This is a genomic window from Acinetobacter sp. RF15B (genome assembly GCF_007558235.1).
Lineage (GTDB): Bacteria > Pseudomonadota > Gammaproteobacteria > Pseudomonadales > Moraxellaceae > Acinetobacter > Acinetobacter lwoffii_C.
Genome location: NZ_VLSR01000011.1, coordinates 55,193 through 75,007 on the forward strand (window position 1 = coordinate 55,193; position 19,815 = coordinate 75,007).

23 protein-coding genes are annotated in these 19,815 nt (G+C 45.1%); 15 read left to right on the forward strand and 8 right to left on the reverse strand.

Annotated features, from left to right (window positions below; translation table 11 throughout):
- Positions 1 to 8 precede the first annotated feature (8 nt).
- From scpB to E2K74_RS09905, 5 genes are all read right to left on the reverse strand, one after another.
- Complete coding sequence (scpB, locus tag E2K74_RS09885) at positions 9 to 599, reverse strand: SMC-Scp complex subunit ScpB (protein WP_151204909.1); 591 nt, start codon at positions 597 to 599, stop codon at positions 9 to 11.
- Complete coding sequence (locus tag E2K74_RS09890; protein ID WP_151207334.1) at positions 596 to 1,390, reverse strand: segregation and condensation protein A; 795 nt, start codon at positions 1,388 to 1,390, stop codon at positions 596 to 598. The genes scpB and E2K74_RS09890 overlap by 4 nt, the downstream gene beginning before the upstream one ends.
- Positions 1,391 to 1,915: 525 nt before the next feature.
- Positions 1,916 to 2,185: a hypothetical protein gene (locus E2K74_RS09895; protein ID WP_151204911.1), complete on the reverse strand. Its 270-nt coding sequence runs from the start codon at positions 2,183 to 2,185 to the stop codon at positions 1,916 to 1,918.
- 38 nt (positions 2,186 to 2,223) lie between these two features.
- Entirely contained in the window at positions 2,224 to 2,841 is a 618-nt protein-coding gene (locus E2K74_RS09900; protein ID WP_151207336.1) for an L-threonylcarbamoyladenylate synthase, read from the reverse strand.
- Positions 2,842 to 2,926: 85 nt separating this feature from the next.
- Positions 2,927 to 3,589, reverse strand: a complete 663-nt coding sequence (locus E2K74_RS09905) for an elongation factor P hydroxylase (RefSeq protein WP_151207338.1) — start codon at positions 3,587 to 3,589, stop codon at positions 2,927 to 2,929.
- Between the two features lie 97 nt (positions 3,590 to 3,686).
- Here E2K74_RS09905 and E2K74_RS09910 point away from each other — a divergent pair, with 97 nt between their 5' ends.
- From E2K74_RS09910 to lysM, 6 genes are all read left to right on the forward strand, one after another.
- The gene (locus tag E2K74_RS09910) at positions 3,687 to 4,244 is read left to right on the forward strand and encodes a YceD family protein (RefSeq protein ID WP_151207340.1); all 558 of its coding nucleotides are present in this window, start codon (positions 3,687 to 3,689) and stop codon (positions 4,242 to 4,244) included.
- 77 nt (positions 4,245 to 4,321) lie between these two features.
- Positions 4,322 to 4,504: a 50S ribosomal protein L32 gene (gene rpmF / locus E2K74_RS09915; protein ID WP_151204915.1), complete on the forward strand. Its 183-nt coding sequence runs from the start codon at positions 4,322 to 4,324 to the stop codon at positions 4,502 to 4,504.
- Positions 4,505 to 4,738: 234 nt separating this feature from the next.
- On the forward strand, positions 4,739 to 5,725 hold the full coding sequence (fabD, locus tag E2K74_RS09920; RefSeq protein WP_151207342.1) for an ACP S-malonyltransferase: 987 nt from the start codon (positions 4,739 to 4,741) through the stop codon (positions 5,723 to 5,725).
- On the forward strand, positions 5,722 to 6,456 hold the full coding sequence (gene fabG, locus E2K74_RS09925) for a 3-oxoacyl-ACP reductase FabG (RefSeq protein WP_151205520.1): 735 nt from the start codon (positions 5,722 to 5,724) through the stop codon (positions 6,454 to 6,456). The genes fabD and fabG overlap by 4 nt, the downstream gene beginning before the upstream one ends.
- A gap of 86 nt (positions 6,457 to 6,542) precedes the next feature.
- Positions 6,543 to 6,779 carry an acyl carrier protein gene (acpP, locus tag E2K74_RS09930; protein ID WP_004893297.1) on the forward strand — a complete coding sequence of 79 codons (237 nt, stop codon included), beginning with the start codon at positions 6,543 to 6,545 and terminating at the stop codon, positions 6,777 to 6,779.
- Positions 6,780 to 6,967: 188 nt separating this feature from the next.
- On the forward strand, positions 6,968 to 7,447 hold the full coding sequence (gene lysM / locus E2K74_RS09935; RefSeq protein WP_151207344.1) for a peptidoglycan-binding protein LysM: 480 nt from the start codon (positions 6,968 to 6,970) through the stop codon (positions 7,445 to 7,447).
- A 131-nt stretch (positions 7,448 to 7,578) separates the two neighbouring features.
- On the opposite strand, the gene E2K74_RS09940 is transcribed toward lysM, so the two are convergent.
- A complete protein-coding gene (locus E2K74_RS09940; protein WP_151205518.1) occupies positions 7,579 to 8,046 on the reverse strand; it encodes an Lrp/AsnC ligand binding domain-containing protein in 468 nt (155 codons plus the stop codon).
- Between the two features lie 140 nt (positions 8,047 to 8,186).
- On the opposite strand from E2K74_RS09940, the gene E2K74_RS09945 reads away from it, so the two are divergent.
- The 4 genes from E2K74_RS09945 (at position 8,187) to E2K74_RS09960 (ending at position 12,593) form a co-directional block, all read left to right on the forward strand.
- Complete coding sequence (locus E2K74_RS09945; protein WP_151207346.1) at positions 8,187 to 9,446, forward strand: D-amino acid dehydrogenase; 1,260 nt, start codon at positions 8,187 to 8,189, stop codon at positions 9,444 to 9,446.
- A gap of 38 nt (positions 9,447 to 9,484) precedes the next feature.
- The gene (gene alr, locus E2K74_RS09950; RefSeq protein WP_151207348.1) at positions 9,485 to 10,603 is read left to right on the forward strand and encodes an alanine racemase; all 1,119 of its coding nucleotides are present in this window, start codon (positions 9,485 to 9,487) and stop codon (positions 10,601 to 10,603) included.
- A gap of 29 nt (positions 10,604 to 10,632) precedes the next feature.
- Positions 10,633 to 10,995 carry a RidA family protein gene (locus E2K74_RS09955; RefSeq protein ID WP_151207350.1) on the forward strand — a complete coding sequence of 121 codons (363 nt, stop codon included), beginning with the start codon at positions 10,633 to 10,635 and terminating at the stop codon, positions 10,993 to 10,995.
- A 158-nt stretch (positions 10,996 to 11,153) separates the two neighbouring features.
- Complete coding sequence (locus tag E2K74_RS09960; RefSeq protein WP_151207352.1) at positions 11,154 to 12,593, forward strand: amino acid permease; 1,440 nt, start codon at positions 11,154 to 11,156, stop codon at positions 12,591 to 12,593.
- A gap of 55 nt (positions 12,594 to 12,648) precedes the next feature.
- On the opposite strand, the gene hemJ is transcribed toward E2K74_RS09960, so the two are convergent.
- Positions 12,649 to 13,101 carry a protoporphyrinogen oxidase HemJ gene (gene hemJ / locus E2K74_RS09965; RefSeq protein WP_151207354.1) on the reverse strand — a complete coding sequence of 151 codons (453 nt, stop codon included), beginning with the start codon at positions 13,099 to 13,101 and terminating at the stop codon, positions 12,649 to 12,651.
- Between the two features lie 23 nt (positions 13,102 to 13,124).
- A complete protein-coding gene (locus E2K74_RS09970; protein ID WP_151207356.1) occupies positions 13,125 to 14,354 on the reverse strand; it encodes a beta-ketoacyl synthase N-terminal-like domain-containing protein in 1,230 nt (409 codons plus the stop codon).
- A gap of 275 nt (positions 14,355 to 14,629) precedes the next feature.
- Between E2K74_RS09970 and E2K74_RS09975 the strand changes: the two genes are divergently transcribed.
- The 5 genes from E2K74_RS09975 to E2K74_RS09995 form a co-directional block, all read left to right on the forward strand.
- On the forward strand, positions 14,630 to 16,156 hold the full coding sequence (locus E2K74_RS09975) for an EcsC family protein (protein ID WP_151207358.1): 1,527 nt from the start codon (positions 14,630 to 14,632) through the stop codon (positions 16,154 to 16,156).
- Between the two features lie 149 nt (positions 16,157 to 16,305).
- A complete protein-coding gene (gene rpsL / locus E2K74_RS09980) occupies positions 16,306 to 16,680 on the forward strand; it encodes a 30S ribosomal protein S12 (RefSeq protein WP_002050319.1) in 375 nt (124 codons plus the stop codon).
- 179 nt (positions 16,681 to 16,859) lie between these two features.
- Positions 16,860 to 17,330: a 30S ribosomal protein S7 gene (gene rpsG, locus E2K74_RS09985; protein WP_151203689.1), complete on the forward strand. Its 471-nt coding sequence runs from the start codon at positions 16,860 to 16,862 to the stop codon at positions 17,328 to 17,330.
- 130 nt (positions 17,331 to 17,460) lie between these two features.
- The gene (fusA, locus tag E2K74_RS09990; RefSeq protein ID WP_151203691.1) at positions 17,461 to 19,596 is read left to right on the forward strand and encodes an elongation factor G; all 2,136 of its coding nucleotides are present in this window, start codon (positions 17,461 to 17,463) and stop codon (positions 19,594 to 19,596) included.
- Positions 19,597 to 19,689: 93 nt separating this feature from the next.
- Positions 19,690 to 19,815 (forward strand): GTP-binding protein (locus E2K74_RS09995; RefSeq protein WP_227518531.1); only part of this gene is annotated, 126 nt, incomplete at its 3' end.

Below are 19,815 nucleotides of genomic sequence, written 5' to 3' on the forward strand. Positions count from 1 at the left end.
TCACCTATTTATGATGTCAATCCATTTGTATCGAGCATCATAAAAGCTTCCTTGGCATTCTGTAAGGGAGGCAATTGGCCTAAACTGATTAAGCCAAAAGCGTTCAAAAATTGTGGCGTTGTGACTAACAACGCAGGTCTTCCCGGGAGTTCACGAAACCCGGATTCCTTAATCCAGTTCCAGTCAAACAGCGTACGCAAAATCTGGCTGTTATTGGTGACTCCACGAATCTGTTCAATATCGGCTCGTGTGACCGGCTGGTGATACGCAATGACTGCAAGTATTTCCAGTAAGGCAGGCGAGAGACGTGTTGGTCGCTCAGGCCAGGTCTGTGCAATAATTTTACGATATTTTGCACGGACTTGAAAACGGTAACCTTGGGCCGTTTCAATCAGTTCAATAGACCGGCCATGGAATAGCATCGAGAGCTGTTGTAAATACTGGCGCAATTCCTGCTTGCTATAACGGTCATGAAACGCTTCCTTGAGGCGTGCCAATGACACGGCTGAATCACTGGCGAATATAATCGCTTCAAGCTGCATTAACACTTCATGCCGGTTATCTTCGGCAGATAAAGGACTGGCTGGATCGAGGGTCATGAGCGAGCTCCTTGAATTGCGAGCGGGGCTTCTACGCCTGTAGCAATAATCTGGATTTTTTGTTGGCGAGTCAGTTCCAGTACGGCCATAAAAGTCACGACCATGCCCATGCGGCCCTGACTCGGTTTTAATAGTGCATCAAATAACAGCACTTCACCCGATTCAATACAACTTTCAATATAAGCAATCCGCTCTTCGAGTAACACCGGTTCTTGCTGAACCTGATGAATGACTGGTTCAGGACGATTAAAAACACACAGCAGCGCATCCCGGAGCAGGTCAATATTGTGGCCTTCATTGGGCTGGATAAACTCACCCAGGCTGACATTGGTAGCAAAAGTGTCACGTTCCAGAACACTCATCTGCCCAAGATGCTCTGCTGCCTGTTTAATCCGTAGATAATTTTCCAGACGGTCAATTAGTTCCTGCCTTGGATCTTGCTCGACAGTTGAAGTTGTTTTAGGCTTGGGAAGCAGTAAGCGCGATTTAAGATCCGCCAATAATGCGGCCATCACCATATAATCAGCTGTCAGCTCAATATTCAGGGACTTCATGGCATTCATATAAGATAAATACTGTGACGCAATCGGTGCAATATCGACCTGTAATAAATCAAAACCGTTGCGCTGAATCAGGTAAATTAAGAAGTCGAGTGGGCCTTCAAAATGTTCTAACAGAATTTCAAATGCGGCAGGCGGGATATAGAGGTCCTCTGGAATCTGATCTTGCCACTCATCCAATACACGGATTTGCAGAGCTGATTCCACCACACTAGAGGTCGTTTGATTCATTACAATTATAGGCCACGCGAATTTTCAAAGGCATGAAAGGGCTAGGACTTCGATATTGTATCGAAAGAAAAAGCACATAAAGAGTGGCGTTATTGTACGGTAAAAAACTTGCTAAATAAATTGTTTGAAAATAATTTTGCTAAAAACGCGAAATTAAATCCACTATTCATGTATTTGAAATCTGCTCTATCCTCATAAAAAGCTCAATAGAGTGAAAGCTTCTCGCAGAATTCTATGGTGAGTTTAGATGTGTTGGAGTGCATGAAAATGAGTATAGATCAGCATTATCTGATTGAGCGATATGAACTCATGAAATTTCAAACGATACACTACATCGCATGGTCAACTTTCTCCTGAGTCATGCAAGCATTCAAAAAGCTTGGAATCACAGAGGCTAAAGCGTCCACAAATGAAGGGCACAAGATCGAACTTTCTTGGTTTAAGTTATTTATGTATTTGAAGCTCTTTAAAATACTTGCTGAAAGTATCTATAGCTTGGAATTGAACATAAAGGTGCTGAATTCGTCAATCGGACTGTTGCCGTAAGGCGAATTCAATCATACGTTGATAGCTGCTGGCCAGACATAAATTCTGGTTTGAATAGAGCTGGAAAAGTCTGTGAACCCAAGAAAGCTCAAGAAAGAACCTATATTCAATCTGGTCAAGATGTAAGACCGGAGAAGAACTAGCTTCGACCAGTATGGCTCTTGATTGCAAGGTCCAAGGCTGCTCTGCATAAATCAGCTGATGTGCCGGAAAGGCATTATAATTCAGGAGGATATAAAATAAATCCATTTATATGCCTCCTGTATTTTTTAATCTATTTACGGGATTTATTCAAAAGCACTTACATCACCTACGCCGCGACGCACAATTTCCGGATTTTCCCCCGAAAGATCTACAATTGAGGTGGTACTTAAGGTTCCCAGACCACTATCTACAAATACATCAATACGCTTGCCGAGCTGGGTTTCAATATCAAAAGGATCATCCAGAGGATCATCTTGACCGGGAAGAATAAGGGTGGAGGTCAGCAAAGGCTCCCCCAGCTCTTTAAGGAGCATCTGGCAGACCTGATTGCTGGGAATACGCAGCCCAATAGTTTTCTTCTTTGGATGCATCAGGCGGCGTGGCACCTCACTGGTGGCTGGTAAAATAAAGGTAGTGATGGCCGGTGTATTATTTTTCAACAAACGATACATGGCATTGTCGACTTTGGCATAGGTCGCAATATCGGACAGGTCACAGCAGAGAATGGCATATTGATGCTTGGGGCCAAGTCCACGAATCTGTGCAATCCGTTCCATGGCATTTTTATTTCCGATCTGGCAGCCAATTGCATAGGCCGCATCGGTAGGATAAACAATCACATCCCCGGCACGGATACGCTCGACCGCCTGGCTGATTAAACGAGGTTGCGGATTATCCGGGTGTACACGTAAATGCAGCATAAATATTCCTCCAAACTCTGCCATTGCTCTATTATGAAGCGCATATTGAGCCACTGGCAATCATAAACAGGTAGATTTGTGTAATCTAATCAAGCATTTCACGTAAAAACTCATGAGCTTGTAAACTTTCGCCGTTACGCGTACAGGTGCAAATATACTCAATGAAGCGATTGGCATCGCGTGGCAGTCTGGCGTCGCCATTAAAATAGCGCTGCACCTGGGCATGAACATTGTCTTTAAAGCTGGTTCCATCCCCGCCTTCACCAGTCAGGTTATCTAAAGAAACCCGGAATTTACGTCCAAAGGCGGTGGCAAACATCCACTCAATTGCTTGCGGCTTGATTTCCACCTGTTCAAATAAGGCCTGCTGCTCCTGGGTCCGGCCATCTGGCGCATACCAATAGCCCAAGTCTGGCAGTTTGCGGCGCTCATCGCCAGCAATGGTCCAGTGACTGATCTCATGCAGGGCGCTGTTGAAAAAGCCATGAGCAAACTGGATTCTTGCCGGACCGTCCGAGCTGGCCGGGAAATATTCTGGTTCAAAATCACCACGAACTAAGCTGACATTTAAGTGGGAAAACCAGTGATTAAAGTGTAAGATGAGCCAATCAACCTGTTCTGCTTCTGAGGATAAATTCGCCCAGAGTGAGAGTTGCACTTGCTTGAGTGAGTTATCAGAATCAGGCGTTGAAAGTGTGCTAACGAGTGATGAAATATTCACTTCTGTTTGCGGCTGCAACAGATGCATGACTTAAGTTACCCAAATGGTCTGTCTAAATAAGTACAAAATTGTATCTTAATCTTTGACAGAGTACTGATGAATTTGTAGAATTGCCGCCTTAATTATGTCAGCAAATACCTTTCCGGCACAGATTGAGCCGTTTAAATGGGCTGAACAGGGCTTTAAATGGTCAGGTCAACTGCCTTTATCCCGCTTTGTTCGTATTGCTCGTGAAGCTGTTGGATCAATTGATGATCAATTGATTAACATAGACTGTAAGCTATCAATGGATGCCTATCATCGCATTGCATGGCTAAATGGTCACGTTGAAACAAAAGTTCCTATGGAATGCCAGCGCTGTCTGGAGCCTGTAGAAATTGAACTTGTTTCAGATTTCCATTTGGCTCTTGTAGATGATGAGTCACTGATAGAGCGCTTGGATGAGGATGCTGATTTCATCGTCCTAGGTGAAAGTGAAGCAACGAGCAAAGGTGATTATGATGCACCGGCGACTGCTGATTTACTGGCACTGATAGAAGATGAGCTGTTATTGTTGTTGCCTTTGTCTCCTAAGCATGATGTTTGTGAGCATAAGCACCAGCCTGCTCAAGAAGAGTTAGTTGAAGAAAAACGGGATAATCCGTTTGAAGCTTTGGCTGCTTTGAAGGGTAAACTTAACTAATTTTTGTGTTATACTCATAGGTATAAGACAATCGAATTTGTTCTGATCCATTTTTTCGATCTTTGTAAGGAGCCATCATGGCCGTTCAGCAAAACCGTAAAAGTCGCTCTCGCCGTGACATGCGCCGTTCACATGACGCTTTAACCGAGAATGCATTAACTGTAGACCAAGCTACTGGTGAGACTCGCCGTCGTCACCACGTATCTAAAGATGGTATCTACCGTGGTCGTCAATTATTCGCTAAAGCATCTGCTGAATAATTGGTGATGTATTAAGCGTTAGAGCTTAGTAGAAAAAATGGGAGCATTAAGCTCCCTTTTTTTTATGTCTGCTTTTGGTCTTTATAAAGCCAAAGCCGCAGATTTTGTTGTATTTGGCAATTACAGACAGCAAAATTCCATGTTAAATTGCGCTCCACCATGAGTTAGGTGGTTGGATTGGTCAATCAAATGACCCTTAATTCAAAGCCACCTCTTGAATGAAAGGATTTATTTATGTCTGCTCAACAGCTCGAACAAGCAGCTCAAGCCAGCAAAACTGCTTTTGTATTCCCGGGCCAGGGTTCACAAAAAACCGGCATGCTGGCTGAACTGGCAGAACAGTTTGCCGGTATTCGTGAGACCTTTGCAGAAGCGTCCGAAGCGGTAGGTTTTGATCTGTGGCAAATCGCTCAAAGCGGTGAAGGCTTAGACCAGACTGAATTTACCCAGCCTGTACTGCTGACTGCCTCGGTTGCTTTATGGCGCGTATGGCTAGAGCTGGGCGGTGTAGCGCCAAAATATCTGGCCGGTCATTCACTGGGTGAATACAGTGCGCTGGTTGCAGCAGGTGCTTTGAGTCTAGGCGATGCTGTGAAACTGGTGAACCTGCGCGGTAAGCTGATGCAAACGGCTGTTCCTCAGGGTGTGGGTGCTATGGCAGCGATCCTGGGTCTGGATGATGCTAAAGTTATTGAACTGTGTGTACAGGCGACTGAAGCAGGTGAGGGTTCGGTTGAAGCAGCCAACTATAATGCACAAGGTCAGGTAGTGGTTGCGGGCAATAAGGAACGCGTTGAAGCAGTGATGGCACTGGCCAAAGAAAATGGCGGCAAAGCCATTGCATTGCCAGTTTCAGTTCCATCTCACTGCTCGTTGATGAAACCTGCCGCTGAGCAGTTTGCTCAGGCTTTGGAACAAAGTGCCATTGAGATGCCGCGTATACCTGTATTACAAAATGTAGGCGCTCAAGCAGCGACTGATGTTAATGCGCTTCGTCAGGCTTTAACGGCGCAGCTTTATGAGTCGGTACAATGGACCAAAACCCTACAATTCCTGCAAGATGAAGGAATTGAATACATCGTAGAATGTGGTCCGGGGAATGTATTGGCCAATATGGCAAAACGTTTACCAAAAATTGAAAAAGCACTTCCACTCGATACTCAGTCTCGTCTGGAAGATGCACTAAACACCGTATTGGTGGCAGAAGGGAAAATTGCATGACACAGGAACGTAAAGTTGCCTTGGTGACAGGTGCAAGCCGTGGTATTGGTGCGGCAATTGCACAACAATTAATTCAAGACGGTTATTTTGTGGTAGGAACTGCAACTTCTGAAGCTGGTGCGGAAAAACTTTCTGCACAGTTTGCAGAGCAGGGTGCAGGCAAGGTTCTGGATGTGCGCGATGGTGCTGCTATTGATGCGCTGGTAACCGAGATTGAAAAAGACTTCGGTTCGGTACTGGTACTGGTGAATAATGCCGGAATTACCAAAGACAACCTGTTATTGCGTATGTCGGAAGATGACTGGGATGACATCCTGAACATTCATCTAAAAGCTGTCTATCGCTTGTCTAAACGTGTCCTGAAAGGTATGACCAAGGCGCGTTTTGGCCGCATTATCAATATCAGTTCTGTGGTCGCGCACTTTGCCAACCCGGGACAGGCCAACTATTCTGCGGCAAAAGCAGGAATTGAGGCATTTGGCCGCAGTCTGGCCAAGGAAATGGGCAGCCGTCAGATTACAGTCAACTCAGTTGCACCGGGCTTTATTGCGACTGAAATGACAGAACAGTTAAGTGAAGAAATTCGCAAGAAGATGAGTGATCAGGTGGCTTTAAACCGTTTAGGTGATCCACAGGATATCGCTAATGCGGTAAGTTTTCTGGCTTCTGAAAAAGCCAGTTACATTACCGGTACAGTCATTCACGTAAATGGTGGTTTATACATGAGCTAAACAGCACATGTATTAACTTTCCAAATTTTTTAGATTCAATTAAACTAACGGCATTAAAAACGCCACAAGCAATGAGGAGAATTCCTGTGAGCGATATCGAACAACGCGTTAAGCAAGCGGTTGCAGAACAACTTGGTATCAAAGTCGAAGAGATTAAAAACGAAGCATCTTTCATGGATGACTTGGGTGCTGACTCTCTAGACCTGGTCGAGCTTGTTATGTCTTTCGAAAATGACTTCGACATCACGATTCCTGATGAAGATTCTAACGAAATCACCACTGTTCAATCTGCAATTGACTATGTTTCTAAGAAACTGGGTTAATTACTGATTTTCAGCTCTTGGGCTGAACTTAAAAACCACCATTCAGGTGGTTTTTTTGTTTTTGTCTAAAAAGATTTTAAAGTCTTTACAGTCCATTACTCTTGCTTACCAATGTATAACTCTGTATCTGCCGCTTTCACTATACTAATAACAATGATCTTAATTAACGATGAGAAAGGAGTTGGGATATGGGGATTTTTGATTTCGTAAAAGGGATAGGCAAGAAAAATACGGCTGCCGCAGAGCCACAACAAACTACGCCACAAGCTGCCGCAGCAGAACCTTCTGCACAAGAAGTTGCCAATAAATTATTGGGGCATGTAAAGAGTTTGGGCCTACCGATTAGCGGATTATCAATTAGTTATAATTCGACGACCGATCTGGCCACCGTACGCGGAGAAGTACAGAGTCAGGCCGACCGTGAAAAAATTATTTTGGCAGTGGGAAATATTGATCATGTAGCCCAAGTTGATGATCAGTTGACTGTAAGCAATCCTGAAGCGGAAAGTAAATTTTATACCGTCAAATCTGGAGACACTTTATCTAAAATCTCCAAGGATTTTTATGGCGATGCCAACCAGTATAATAAAATCTTTCAGGCCAATCGCCCTTTATTAAAAGACGCAGATGATATTTTCCCGGGTCAGGTGTTGCGTATTCCTACCTGAGGTTTAAATGATCCTCTTGATCTATCTAAACAGAGGAGCCGAATCCATTTTATTTAGATCAATATCTCATAGCAAAGCCTCGGATAGGGGGCTTTGCTGTTTTTAGGTTTTGGAAGGGTCTGAGCAAATGCTTAAAGTCCGACATCCAGATATAAACTTTCTTTTACTTCCTCCATCACAATATAGCTATGCGAAGATGCGGAAGAGGGTAGTTTTTTGAGTAAATCGCCAAGTAGCCGACGGTACGCACTCATTTCTTTGAGGCGCGCTTTGACCAGATAATCAAATTCACCTGAAATCAGATGACATTCCAGTACTTCCGGGATTTCGATTAAATCCCGCGCCACCTGATCAAAAACATCGCCAGATTTTGCAGAGAGCTTGATTTCCAGAAAAACCAGCAAGTTGCGCTCAACCTTTGCGGGATTTAAACGGGCGTAATATCCCATGATGATACCATCACGTTCCAGTCGTTTGACCCGTTCTGAACAGGGCGTTGTCGACAGGTTGACCCGGGCGGCCAGCTCACTAATGGCAATCCGTCCATCGTGTTGCAGGATGTCTAGAATCATGCGGTCTACCCGGTCCAGTTTACGCATTTGTTATTTCCTCTCTTTTTTAAATTCGCACGATAAAATTGGCTGATTCACTGGATTAATCCTCATAAAACAGTGAAATTCACTATTTAACCAAAAATATACTAGTGAAATAAACTATAAATGTCATTGAGGATCATGTCATGCGCGTTATTGTACTGGGTGGTGGAGTCATTGGAGTCACAAGTGCCTACTATCTTGCACAGCAGGGAGCAGAGGTCACTGTTCTTGATCGCCAGGCAGGGCCGGCTGAAGAGACCAGTTTTGGTAATGCCGGCCAGATTTCTCCAGGTTATTCGACGCCATGGGCCGCACCTGGTATTCCGTTTAAAGCTGTGCAGTGGATGTTTCAGCATCATGCACCGCTGGCCATTAATGTCGATGGCAGCTTGTGGCAGCTGAAATGGATGGCGCAAATGCTGAAAAACTGTAATGCCCAGCATTATGCCGTCAATAAAGAACGTATGGTGCGCGTGGCAGAATATAGCCGTGACTGTTTACGCAATTTGCGTCGTGATATCGGTATTTCTTATGAAAACCGCTCTAAAGGAACCTTACAGATCTTCCGTAAAGAGGCACAAGTAGAGGCAGTCCAGCGAGATATTGAAGTCCTGAAAGAAACGGGTGTTGAATTTGAGCTGCTAGACCGCGATGGACTGGCCAAGGTTGAACCTGCTCTGGCCGAAGCCAAGGACAAACTGGTGGGTGGCCTGCATTTGCCGAATGATGAGACTGGGGATTGCTACCTGTTTACCAATGCGCTTGCAAACTATGCCAAGGATATGGGAGTTGAATTTCGCTTTAATCAGAATGTTGAAAAACTGATTGTGGAAGGGGATCAAATCAAAGGTGTTGAGGTGAATGGCAAGGTGCTGACTGCTGACAAATATGTGCTGGCTTTTGGTAGTTATTCACGTGATTTCTTAAAACCATTGCATCTGGATTTACCGGTTTATCCGGTGAAAGGTTATTCACTGACCATTCCGATTGTGGATGCTGCTCATGCACCTGAATCGACAGTGCTGGATGAAACCTACAAGATTGCCCTGACCCGTTTTGACCAGCGTATCCGGGTGGGTGGTATGGCAGAACTGACCGGCTTTAATTTAGGCCTAAATGAAGATCGCCGTGCGACTCTAGAAATGGTGACTCGTGACCTGTTCCCGGGTGGAGACATGGAGCAGGCCAGTTTCTGGACTGGTTTACGTCCAATGACGCCGGACAGTACCCCGATTATTGGTGAAACCTGTTATAAAAACCTGTTCCTGAATACCGGACACGGAACTTTGGGCTGGACTATGGCATGTGGTTCAGGAAAGCTGATTAGTGATCTGGTGTTGGGTCAAACGCCTGAAATCAGTACTGAGGGCTTGTCGCTGAACCGTTATCAGCAGGCAGCTTAAGCAGTTTTTAAGGATTTTTGGATTCAGGGAAGCGAGTTATGCCACGTCCAATTCACGCGGTCATTCATCAACAGGCACTAAAACATAACCTGAAAGTCGCCCGTTCCTTTGCAGCCCAAAGTCAGGTCTTTGCCGTGGTTAAGGCAGATGCCTATGGGCATGGCATTGAGCGGGTATATCCGGCCTTGCAACAGGCGGATGGCTTTGCCTTTCTAGATATTGCTGAAGGCAAACGTCTCAGAGCCTTGGGCTGCGACAAACCGCTATTATTGCTAGAAGGTATCTTTGGTCTAGAAGATTTATTTGACTGTGCCAAGTATGCAATGGCCTTTGCCATTCATGCTCCGCATCAGCTGGAATGGCTTAAATCATTTGTCAGTCTGCAACCAGAAGTTCAGTTGGATGTATTTCTGAAAATGAATAGCGGCATGAACCGGCTCGGATTTCTGCCCGAACAATATGCCGCAGTATTTCAAGAACTGCAAAGCATCCGGCAGATACGCTCAATTAGCCATATGACACATTTCTCTGATGCCGATAGCATGCGTTTGGGCCGAGAGGGCATTGAACATCAGCAACTGGTTTTTGCTCAAACGACCCAAGGTCTGCCGGGCAAAATCTCGCTGAGCAATAGCGCAGCCATTCTCCGACATCAGCAGCTGCATTCAGATATCGTGCGTAGCGGCATTATGCTCTATGGCAGTTCACCGGACTATCCGGCGCATAGTATCGCGCACTGGAATTTGCAACCGGCCATGAGCCTACGCAGTGAACTGATTGCGGTGCAGCAGGTGCCACCCGGCAATACGATTGGCTATGGCTCCAGTTTTGTGGTCGAGCAGGAAATGCAGGTCGGAATTGTGGCCTGTGGCTATGCGGATGGTTATCAGCGCATTACCCAAACCGGAACTCCAGTTCTGGTCGATGGGATTAGAACCCGCACCTTGGGCCGGGTCAGTATGGATATGCTGGCTGTTGATCTGGGGCCTGTTCCGCAGGCACAGCCCGGAAGTGAAGTGGTGCTGTGGGGGCAGTCTGTTAAGGGGGCTGTTTTGCCCATTGATGAGGTGGCAGCAGGTTCAGGCACTGTAGGTTATGAACTTATGTGTGCTATCACAGCGCGGGTGCCTATCCAAATAGACGCTTGCAAATTTTAAAATATCAAATGCAAACCGAGGAGAAATTCATGACGGAACATGCAAATATTCAACGTTTAAACAGTAATCAGGTCATGAGTGCTGTGACCATTCATCAGCAGACAGTTTATCTGTCAGGCCAGGTACCGGACAGTACCTATCTTGATATTGAGGGTCAGACTAAAGAAGTGCTGGCCAAGATTGATCAGTTGCTGGAACTGGCAGGGACGGATAAAAGCCGTCTGTTGTCTGCACAGCTATTTGTGAAAAATCTGGCAGATTTTCAACAGGTGAATGCACTCTGGATTAACTGGATGGAAGGTTGTGGTACACCTGCACGTGCCACCATTCAGGCCGATCTGGTTAATCCTGACTGGTTGATCGAGATTGCGGTGATCGCAGCTCAAGCCTAGATAGAACTATGGTTTTATATCGGTTAGTAAATAACTGCAGTACATTAGACAGGCTCAAGCTCACTCCTTTGGGGTGAGCAGCATTAACTCTTCAGTTCAGGATCGAATTTGAAGAGTTTTTTTGTAAGTCCTGTAGATGTTTAAAAGGATGTTCAGATATGAAAACACCTCCCCGTACTGACGCGACGCAAGCGTCTCCCCATGAGTTGCAACGTAAACTCTCCAACCGGCATCTACAATTAATTGCGATTGGCGGCGCCATTGGAACAGGCCTGTTTATGGGTTCTGGTAAAACCATTGCGCTGGCAGGCCCTTCAATTTTATTTATCTACATGATCATTGGGGCAATGTTTTTTTTTCTGATGCGCGCATTAGGGGAAATTCTGCTATCCAATCTGCACTATAAATCTTTTATTGATATGGCGCATGACCTGATTGGTCCGGGTGCCGGTTATTATATTGGCTGGTCTTACTGGCTGGGCTGGGTTTTGGTCGGTATTGCCGATCTGGCCGCGATTATCAATTATCTGAACTTCTGGTTGCCACCTGATATGGTCTTTACCCCTTTGGGGCAAGCGCTGATCAGTGCGGGTTGTGTACTTCTGGTGCTTGGAATTAACTTGCTTACAGTCAAACTGTTTGGCGAAATTGAATTCTGGTTTGCCCTGATCAAGATTCTGGCTATTCTGGGTCTGATTGCCATCGGTGGCTATATGATCTTTAGTAATTTTCAGACACCTGGTGGTTCGGTTGCCAGCTTGAGTAATGTCTGGGTGCATGATGGCATGTTCCCGAAAGGAGCCATGGGCTTCCTGGCTGGCTTCCAGATTGCCATGTTTGCCTTTGTTGGGGTGGAGCTGTTAGGAACAATGGCGGCTGAAACCAAGGATCCTGAAAAGAACCTGCCGAAAGCCGTGAATGCAATCCCGACACGGATTATCCTGTTTTATGTACTGTCTTTACTGGTTATTATGTCAGTGACCCCATGGGTAGAAATTCCAGCTGATCAAAGCCCATTTGTGACGCTGTTTCTGCATGCAGGTATTCCTGTTTCAGCGATTATCATGAACCTGGTAGTGCTGTCTTCGGTCATGTCTTCTATGAATAGTGGAGTATTTTCCACCAGCCGTATGCTATTTGGTTTGGCTCGTGGCGGACAGGCACCTCAGGGGCTGGCTGAGCTTTCCAAGCGCGCAGTTCCGGCTAAAGGCCTGCTGTTTTCCTGTGGTTTTATTATGGCCGGTGCGGTATTTCAGTATTTTGTGCCGAATACCATGGAAGCCTTTACCTTGGCGAGTGCGCTCTGTGTCATCCTGTTTATCAGTATCTGGAGCCTGATCATGGTGTGTTATATCCGCTACCGTAAGCAGCAGCCAGAAAAGCATGAAGCGTCCAGCTTTAAAATGCCCGGTGGTATCTGGATGTCTTATATCGTGCTGATCTTTTTGTTCTTTGCGCTGGTCATTCTTAGCCTGGAACCGGATACCATGAAGGCCCTCATGATTAGTCCGCTCTGGCTGATGATTTTATTTGCGACTTATCACCTGTTATACAAACCACGTGCACGCAAGCGTCAACAGTTACTCTCTGGAGAGTAACGGTTAAATAAAAAAATCCCCGAATGATCGGGGATTTTTTTATTTTGTTATGATATTAGAAGACGGGTTTAACCACCACCAGAATCACCACTGCAAATAGAATGAAGGTCGGCATTTCATTAAAAAAACGCCAAAATTTGTGGGACTTGTAATGCGCATTTTTCATCAGTTGCTTGCGGTAATAACCACAAACCAGATGGTAAATCACCAGTAAGCCGACCAGACCCACTTTCAGGTAAAACCATAAGGCTTCATGATAGTGGCGCGTTGCATCGCCCCACTCTACCAAAAAGTGTGCGGTAATTAAGGTGGCGATCATTGCAGGCCACATAATGCCGCGGTACAGCTTGCGTTCCATGATCTGGAAGCGTTGATGGCTGATCGCATCTTCACTCATCGCATGGTAGACATAAAGCCGTGGTAAGTAGAACAGGGCAGCGAACCAGCATACCACAGCAATAATATGTAATGCTTTTACCCACAAGAAAGCATCAGAAGGAGCATCCATCAAGTCACCCTATTTGGGGCAGCTTAACCTTCCCATTTCTTGAGAACGAGACAGGCATTTACGCCGCCGAAACCGAAACTATTACTCATCACAGTATTCAGTTTTGCATCACGTTTTTCAAGTACGATATCAAATGGTTTTGCGCCTTCATCCAGTTCAGTCACGTTGATGTTTGGTGCAATAAAATCGTTCTGCATCATCAGAACTGAGTAAATGGCCTCCTGAACACCCGCTGCACCTAAGCTATGACCGGTCATGGATTTAGTTGAACTCAGTGGAGGAACCTGACCTTTACCAAATGCGCGCTCCATTGCTTTAAGCTCGGTCACGTCACCCGCTGGCGTAGAGGTACCATGTGTATTCACATAGTCAATTTTATCGACACCATGTTGCTTGGCTTCTTCCAGTGCCATCAGGATACAGCGTGTTGCACCTTCACCACTTGGGGCAACCATATCCGCGCCATCAGAGTTAGCCGCATACGCCACCACTTCTGCCAGAATGTTGGCACCACGCGCCTGCGCATGTTCCAGAGACTCAAGCACTACGAAACCGCCACCGCCAGCAATGACGAAGCCATCACGGTCTGCCGAGTATGGACGTGAAGCTGTTTCAGGCGTGTCGTTATATTTAGAGCACAGCGCGCCCATTGCATCAAACAGCAAGCTTTGTGACCAGTGATCTTCTTCACCGCCACCAGCCAGCATCAGGTCCTGTTTGCCCAGCTGAATCAGGTTGTACGCATAACCAATGGCATCGGCAGAGGTTGCACATGCGCTGGTGATTGAATGTGCTACACCTTGAAGTTTTAGAGCCACGCCCACGTTTGCTGTAATCGTATTGGACATGTTGCGTGGTACGAAGAATGGACCAACTTTACGTGCGCCTTTTTCTTCCAGCAGTTTAACCATTTCTACAACAGATGCCGTCGAGTTGCCACCTGAACCGCCTGCAATACCATAACGCGGATTATTGGCCAGGTCTTCCTGTTTTAAGCCTGCATGTTCAACTGCTGCGATAGCCGTGTTATAAGCATACATGGCGCAGACGCCCATAAAGCGTTTCAGTTTGCGGTCGATTCCATCGAAATCCTGTTCAGCAGCTGCACTGACATGGCTTTTAAAATTCAGTTCGGCATAAGTCGGGTTAAAACGTGTTCCTGAAATCCCGTTTTGTAAAGAATGGTTTACATCCTCTAATGTATTACCGATGCACGAGTTAATACCCATACCAGTGATGACAACACGTTTCATCTACAGATCCTTATAGTTTATCTCTGGGTCAGAGGGAGATATTTGGCCTTGTAAAAACAGCGAAATATGGCGCTGACACCTGTTTTACGATGGTGAACATCATAGCAGAAAGGTTTTTGAAATCTTATGGCAAATGTTATGCCGTGTGACAGTGAATTGAGTTCATAAAGTGCTGTGGGGGGCTTTTACCAAATGAAACAGAATAAGGTTGAGATAAATGCTGACTACACCTAGTATTTATACCAAATACAAGCACGTGCATGCTGAGGTGGAAAATGGGAAATGCTAATAATAAATCATCTAATGGTCTGATTTCGAATGCGTTTGGAGTGGCGAAAAAGTTCAGCTCAACAGGATTGGATCTGTTACATCATGTCGCACCTGATTCGGTTACTAAAGTCGGTAAAGTTTTAAATAATAATTCCATAATTGAGGGTTCAGCCAAAGTGAAAAGTCCGTTTACAGCAAAAAAATATGAAAATCCAAAGCAGATGTTGCGTGAGCATCTCCCGAATGTTTCCCGTCAGTTATTGGGCCGTCGCTTTAATACCGTCAATAACGTGGCACATTTTGTTTCTCCGCAGCTTACTGAAAAAGTATCGGATTATTTCTTTGACCATTTAAATCATTTCAGTAACCAGATGAGTTCAGTTGATGCCATTCTGGATGAAGCAGGTGCACGAGAGCTGGAAGAGCTGACTCAGGACATAGACCGCTCAAAGCGTCTTTCTCAGGCTTTTGGCGAACAGAATAAATGGATTGCTACGCTACAGGGTGCAGTGACTGGTACCACAGGTGTCGTGGGAACGGCAATTGATATTCCCGCGTCGTTATTACTGGCTTTACGTACCATTTATCAGGTGGGCCGTTCTTATGGTTTCGACCTGAATAAAGAAGATGACCAAGAAATCGTCCAGCATATTTTTAAACAGATTGATCTCAGCCTGATTGCAGAAAAACAGACCTTGCTGCTCGGTCTGAAAGCCATCAGCAATACCCTTAAAACTCATGATCTCTCTCAATTACAGAACATGCTGGGCTCGGATAATGATATCGAAGCTCTGAAAAAATGGCTCAGTAAAGAAGATGGCAGCATGAAATGGGATTGGATGAACCATATGTCGAAGTTTTCTATTCTAGAGCAGTTAACTAAGCTGACTCCACTGGCTAGTGCGGGAATTGGTGCAGTATATAGCCATCGTTTTGTGGATGATGTGAATCAAAAAGCTCAGGACGTTTTCTCGCATGCGCGTCAGTATCTGTTACAGCATCAAGGAGCGAGTTTATCGCCATATTCAGCTTATGAAAAAGCGATGAGTCTGTTAGAGCAGGCTGCACCGAAATTACTGGAAAAAAATGAGGCTGAAGAAGTTGCTCCTGCGCCAGACAAGCCAGTTTTAGACAAAGAAATTACGCTTGAAGGAAATGATCATATCACTCAGGTGAAGCTGGTTAAAAAACAACAACAGGATTTGAGTCCTGAAGATGCTGAAGTGAAAGAAGATGAAAAAGTCAGAGAAGGGCTGGATAAACTAACAGATCAATTGGTTGAGCCGGTAGCAGATAAACACATGCAGCAGCCTGCAATTCCTAAAGATGCTTTTGATGCGGATGCCGCCTTGGACGAAGAGTTGGGCCTGCCATCAGAAAATACTGAAAGTATTGAAACTGTTACTACAGCAGAAAATATCGATGCGGCGGAACAGAAGGATCAGGCAGTGGAGGCTAAGCAGCCGCAAGCTACCGAGAAAGCTGAAGATGTTACAAAAAATAGTGCTAAAAAATCAAAAAACAAGCAGTAAATGATGCTGTAATGAATAGTGTAAGTCTTGAACTTATCGGACTTTGTCTGGCACAGATATATTGACCGATTTTCCATCTTGACTTACAATTGCATGCCCTCAAAAAGTAGTAGTTTTTTGGGGCTTTTTATTAACGGGAGAATTGCCACATGGCAACAACAAATCAGTTGATCCGCAAGGGTCGTACGACTTTAGTTGAAAAATCTAAAGTTCCTGCGTTAAAGGCTTGTCCACAACGCCGTGGTGTTTGTACACGTGTTTACACAACTACACCTAAAAAACCTAACTCAGCAATGCGTAAAGTTTGCCGTGTTCGCTTAACTTCAGGTTTTGAAGTTTCTAGCTACATCGGTGGTGAAGGCCATAACCTACAAGAGCACAGTGTTGTTCTGATCCGTGGTGGTCGTGTTAAAGATTTACCAGGTGTACGTTACCATACTGTTCGTGGTTCTTTAGACTGTGCTGGTGTTAAAGATCGTAACCAGTCTCGCTCTAAATACGGTACTAAACGTCCTAAGAAATAATTGTTTAAGAACAATTTTCTAAGACTGTAGAACCGTAATCCTTTATCGTCTCGCTTGTCTGATTTCTTCATTTAATTTTGTGAAAATTCAAGCGACGTGTAGTAAGGCCAGCGAATGCACATGACACTTTGTGCTACTGCTGGATTAACCTGAAGTGTCATATATATAGGTAGTTTAAAATGCCAAGACGTCGCGTAGTTGCTGCTCGTGAAATCCTTCCGGATCCTAAGTTCAGCAGCCAAACAATCGCTAAATTCATGAACCACGTAATGCAAGATGGTAAAAAATCTATTGCTGAAAGTATCGTTTACGGTGCTTTAGAACGCGTTCAAGAAAAATCTAAAGTAGACCCGGTTGAATTCTTTGAAGCTACGCTTGAAAAAGTTCGTCCTATGGTCGAAGTAAAAGCACGCCGTGTTGGTGGTGCTACTTATCAAGTTCCTATGGAAGTACGCCCATCCCGTCGTACTGCTCTAGCGATGCGTTGGTTGGTAGATGCTGCTGCTAAGCGTTCTGAAAAAACTATGGCTTTACGTCTTGCTGGCGAGTTGCTTGATGCATCTGAAGGCAAAGGCGCAGCGGTTAAAAAACGTGAAGATGTGCATCGTATGGCTGAAGCCAACAAAGCCTTCTCTCACTACCGTTTCTAAGCACATAAAACAGGCCCTAATCAGGAAGATGACAACATTGCTTTCACGCAATTGTCATCAAAGCGCTTTAAGTTGCTAGCAGCTTAAAGCGTCCTGTTTTAAACAACAAAATTTAGGAATGCTAGAAATCATGGCACGTCAAACCCCAATTTCTCGTTACCGTAACATTGGTATTTCTGCGCACATCGACGCAGGTAAAACAACTACCTCTGAACGTATTTTGTTCTATACAGGTGAGAGCCACAAACTAGGTGAAACTCACGAAGGTTCAGCAACGACTGACTGGATGGAACAAGAGCAAGAACGTGGTATTACCATTACCTCAGCAGCTGTAACATGCTTCTGGAAAGGTATGGCTAACCAGTTCGACCAACACCGTATTAACGTAATTGACACCCCGGGACACGTTGACTTCACGATTGAAGTTGAGCGTTCTATGCGTGTTCTTGACGGTGCGTGTATGGTTTACTGTGCTGTAGGTGGTGTACAGCCTCAGTCTGAAACTGTATGGCGTCAAGCAAACAAATATGGCGTTCCACGTCTTGCATTTATCAACAAGATGGACCGTACTGGCGCGAACTTCTTCCGCGTTATCGAGCAAATGAAAACTCGTCTTGGTGCGAATCCAGTACCAGTTGTTGTTCCAGTGGGCGCAGAAGAAAACTTCACTGGTGTTGTTGACTTGATCGAAATGAAGTCAATCATCTGGGATGAAGCTTCTCAAGGTATGAAGTTTGAATACGGCGAGATTCCTGCTGAACTTCAAGCGACTGCTGAAGAGTGGCGTACTAACATGGTTGAAGCTGCTGCTGAAGCATCAGAAGAACTCATGGATAAGTACCTGGAAGAAGGTGATCTTTCTAAAGAAGACATCGTTGCAGGTTTACGTACTCGTACATTAGCTTGTGAAATTCAACCGGCAATGTGTGGTTCAGCATTCAAAAACAAAGGTGTTCAACGTATGTTGGACGCGGTGATTGAATTCTTGCCAGCACCGACTGACGTTGCAGCGATTAAGGGTATCCTTAACGACAAAGACGAAACTGAAGCGTCTCGTGAAGCGTCTGATGATGCACCGTTCTCTGCGCTTGCGTTCAAAATCATGAACGACAAATTCGTAGGTAACTTAACCTTCGTACGTGTTTACTCTGGTGTTCTAAAAGCGGGTAGCCCGTGTTATAACCCGGTGAAAATGAAGCGTGAACGTGTAGGCCGTATCGTACAGATGCACGCAAACGATCGTCAGGATATCGAAGAAATTCGTGCAGGCGATATCGCAGCGTGTGTAGGTCTTAAAGATACAACGACTGGTGATACGCTGTGTGATGAAAATGCAGTGATTACACTTGAGCGTATGGAATTCCCAGAGCCAGTAATTGCACTTGCAGTTGAGCCTAAAACTAAAGCTGACCAAGAAAAAATGTCTGTTGCTTTAGGCCGTTTGGCAAAAGAAGATCCATCATTCCGTGTACGTACTGATGAAGAATCTGGCCAAACCATTATTGCTGGTATGGGTGAGCTTCACCTGGACATTATTGTTGACCGTATGAAGCGTGAATTCGGTGTGGAAGCAAACATTGGTAAACCAATGGTTTCTTACCGTGAAACGATCAAAAAATCGGTTGAACAAGAAGGTAAATTCGTACGTCAAACTGGTGGTAAAGGTAAATTCGGTCACGTATACGTACGTTTAGAACCGCTTGCTGAAGATGCTGGTAAAGATTACGAATTCGCTGAAGAAGTTGTAGGTGGTGTAGTACCTAAAGAGTTCTTCGGTGCGGTTGACAAAGGTATCCAAGAACGTATGAAGAATGGTGTCCTTGCTGGTTATCCAGTAGTTGGCATCAAAGCGACATTGTTCGACGGTTCTTACCACGATGTCGACTCTGACGAATTGTCATTCAAAATGGCAGGTTCTTATGCCTTCCGTGATGGTTTCATGAAAGCGGATCCTATCCTTCTTGAGCCAATCATGAAAGTTGAAGTAGAAACGCCAGAAGACTATATGGGCGATATCATGGGTGACCTTAACCGTCGTCGTGGTATGGTTCAAGGTATGGACGATCTGCCTGGCGGTACTAAGGCTATTCGCGCTGAAGTTCCACTGGCTGAGATGTTTGGTTACGCAACTCAAATGCGCTCTATGTCTCAAGGTCGTGCAACTTACTCTATGGAATTTTCTAAATATGCTGAAACTCCACGTAACGTGGCGGAAGGCATTATTGCTAAATTCCAGTCTGGCGGTAAAAAAGGTGACGACGAGTAATCTTTGGATTACTATAAGCCCAAACTAATTTATAGTTAAAAACCAAGTGCTCATGCAGCGATCCTGCATGAGTAATTCAAAAAGGAAGATCTCATGGCTAAGGCTAAGTTTGAACGTAATAAGCCACACGTTAACGTGGGCACAATCGGTCACGTTGACCATGGTAAAACAACTTTAACAGCTGCGATTGCAACTGTATGTGCGAAGAAATTCGGTGGT

Bases quoted from the DNA above. Each gene is read 5' to 3' on its own strand.
- scpB (WP_151204909.1), bottom strand. From the start codon at position 599: ATGACCCTCGATCCAGCCAGTCCTTTATCTGCCGAAGATAACCGGCAT.
- E2K74_RS09890 (WP_151207334.1), bottom strand. From the start codon at position 1,390: ATGAATCAAACGACCTCTAGTGTGGTGGAATCAGCTCTGCAAATCCGT.
- E2K74_RS09895 (WP_151204911.1), bottom strand. From the start codon at position 2,185: ATGGATTTATTTTATATCCTCCTGAATTATAATGCCTTTCCGGCACAT.
- E2K74_RS09900 (WP_151207336.1), bottom strand. From the start codon at position 2,841: ATGCTGCATTTACGTGTACACCCGGATAATCCGCAACCTCGTTTAATC.
- E2K74_RS09905 (WP_151207338.1), bottom strand. From the start codon at position 3,589: ATGCATCTGTTGCAGCCGCAAACAGAAGTGAATATTTCATCACTCGTT.
- E2K74_RS09910 (WP_151207340.1), top strand. From the start codon at position 3,687: ATGTCAGCAAATACCTTTCCGGCACAGATTGAGCCGTTTAAATGGGCT.
- rpmF (WP_151204915.1), top strand. From the start codon at position 4,322: ATGGCCGTTCAGCAAAACCGTAAAAGTCGCTCTCGCCGTGACATGCGC.
- fabD (WP_151207342.1), top strand. From the start codon at position 4,739: ATGTCTGCTCAACAGCTCGAACAAGCAGCTCAAGCCAGCAAAACTGCT.
- fabG (WP_151205520.1), top strand. From the start codon at position 5,722: ATGACACAGGAACGTAAAGTTGCCTTGGTGACAGGTGCAAGCCGTGGT.
- lysM (WP_151207344.1), top strand. From the start codon at position 6,968: ATGGGGATTTTTGATTTCGTAAAAGGGATAGGCAAGAAAAATACGGCT.
- E2K74_RS09940 (WP_151205518.1), bottom strand. From the start codon at position 8,046: ATGCGTAAACTGGACCGGGTAGACCGCATGATTCTAGACATCCTGCAA.
- E2K74_RS09945 (WP_151207346.1), top strand. From the start codon at position 8,187: ATGCGCGTTATTGTACTGGGTGGTGGAGTCATTGGAGTCACAAGTGCC.
- alr (WP_151207348.1), top strand. From the start codon at position 9,485: ATGCCACGTCCAATTCACGCGGTCATTCATCAACAGGCACTAAAACAT.
- E2K74_RS09955 (WP_151207350.1), top strand. From the start codon at position 10,633: ATGACGGAACATGCAAATATTCAACGTTTAAACAGTAATCAGGTCATG.
- E2K74_RS09960 (WP_151207352.1), top strand. From the start codon at position 11,154: ATGAAAACACCTCCCCGTACTGACGCGACGCAAGCGTCTCCCCATGAG.
- hemJ (WP_151207354.1), bottom strand. From the start codon at position 13,101: ATGGATGCTCCTTCTGATGCTTTCTTGTGGGTAAAAGCATTACATATT.
- E2K74_RS09970 (WP_151207356.1), bottom strand. From the start codon at position 14,354: ATGAAACGTGTTGTCATCACTGGTATGGGTATTAACTCGTGCATCGGT.
- E2K74_RS09975 (WP_151207358.1), top strand. From the start codon at position 14,630: ATGGGAAATGCTAATAATAAATCATCTAATGGTCTGATTTCGAATGCG.
- rpsL (WP_002050319.1), top strand. From the start codon at position 16,306: ATGGCAACAACAAATCAGTTGATCCGCAAGGGTCGTACGACTTTAGTT.
- rpsG (WP_151203689.1), top strand. From the start codon at position 16,860: ATGCCAAGACGTCGCGTAGTTGCTGCTCGTGAAATCCTTCCGGATCCT.
- fusA (WP_151203691.1), top strand. From the start codon at position 17,461: ATGGCACGTCAAACCCCAATTTCTCGTTACCGTAACATTGGTATTTCT.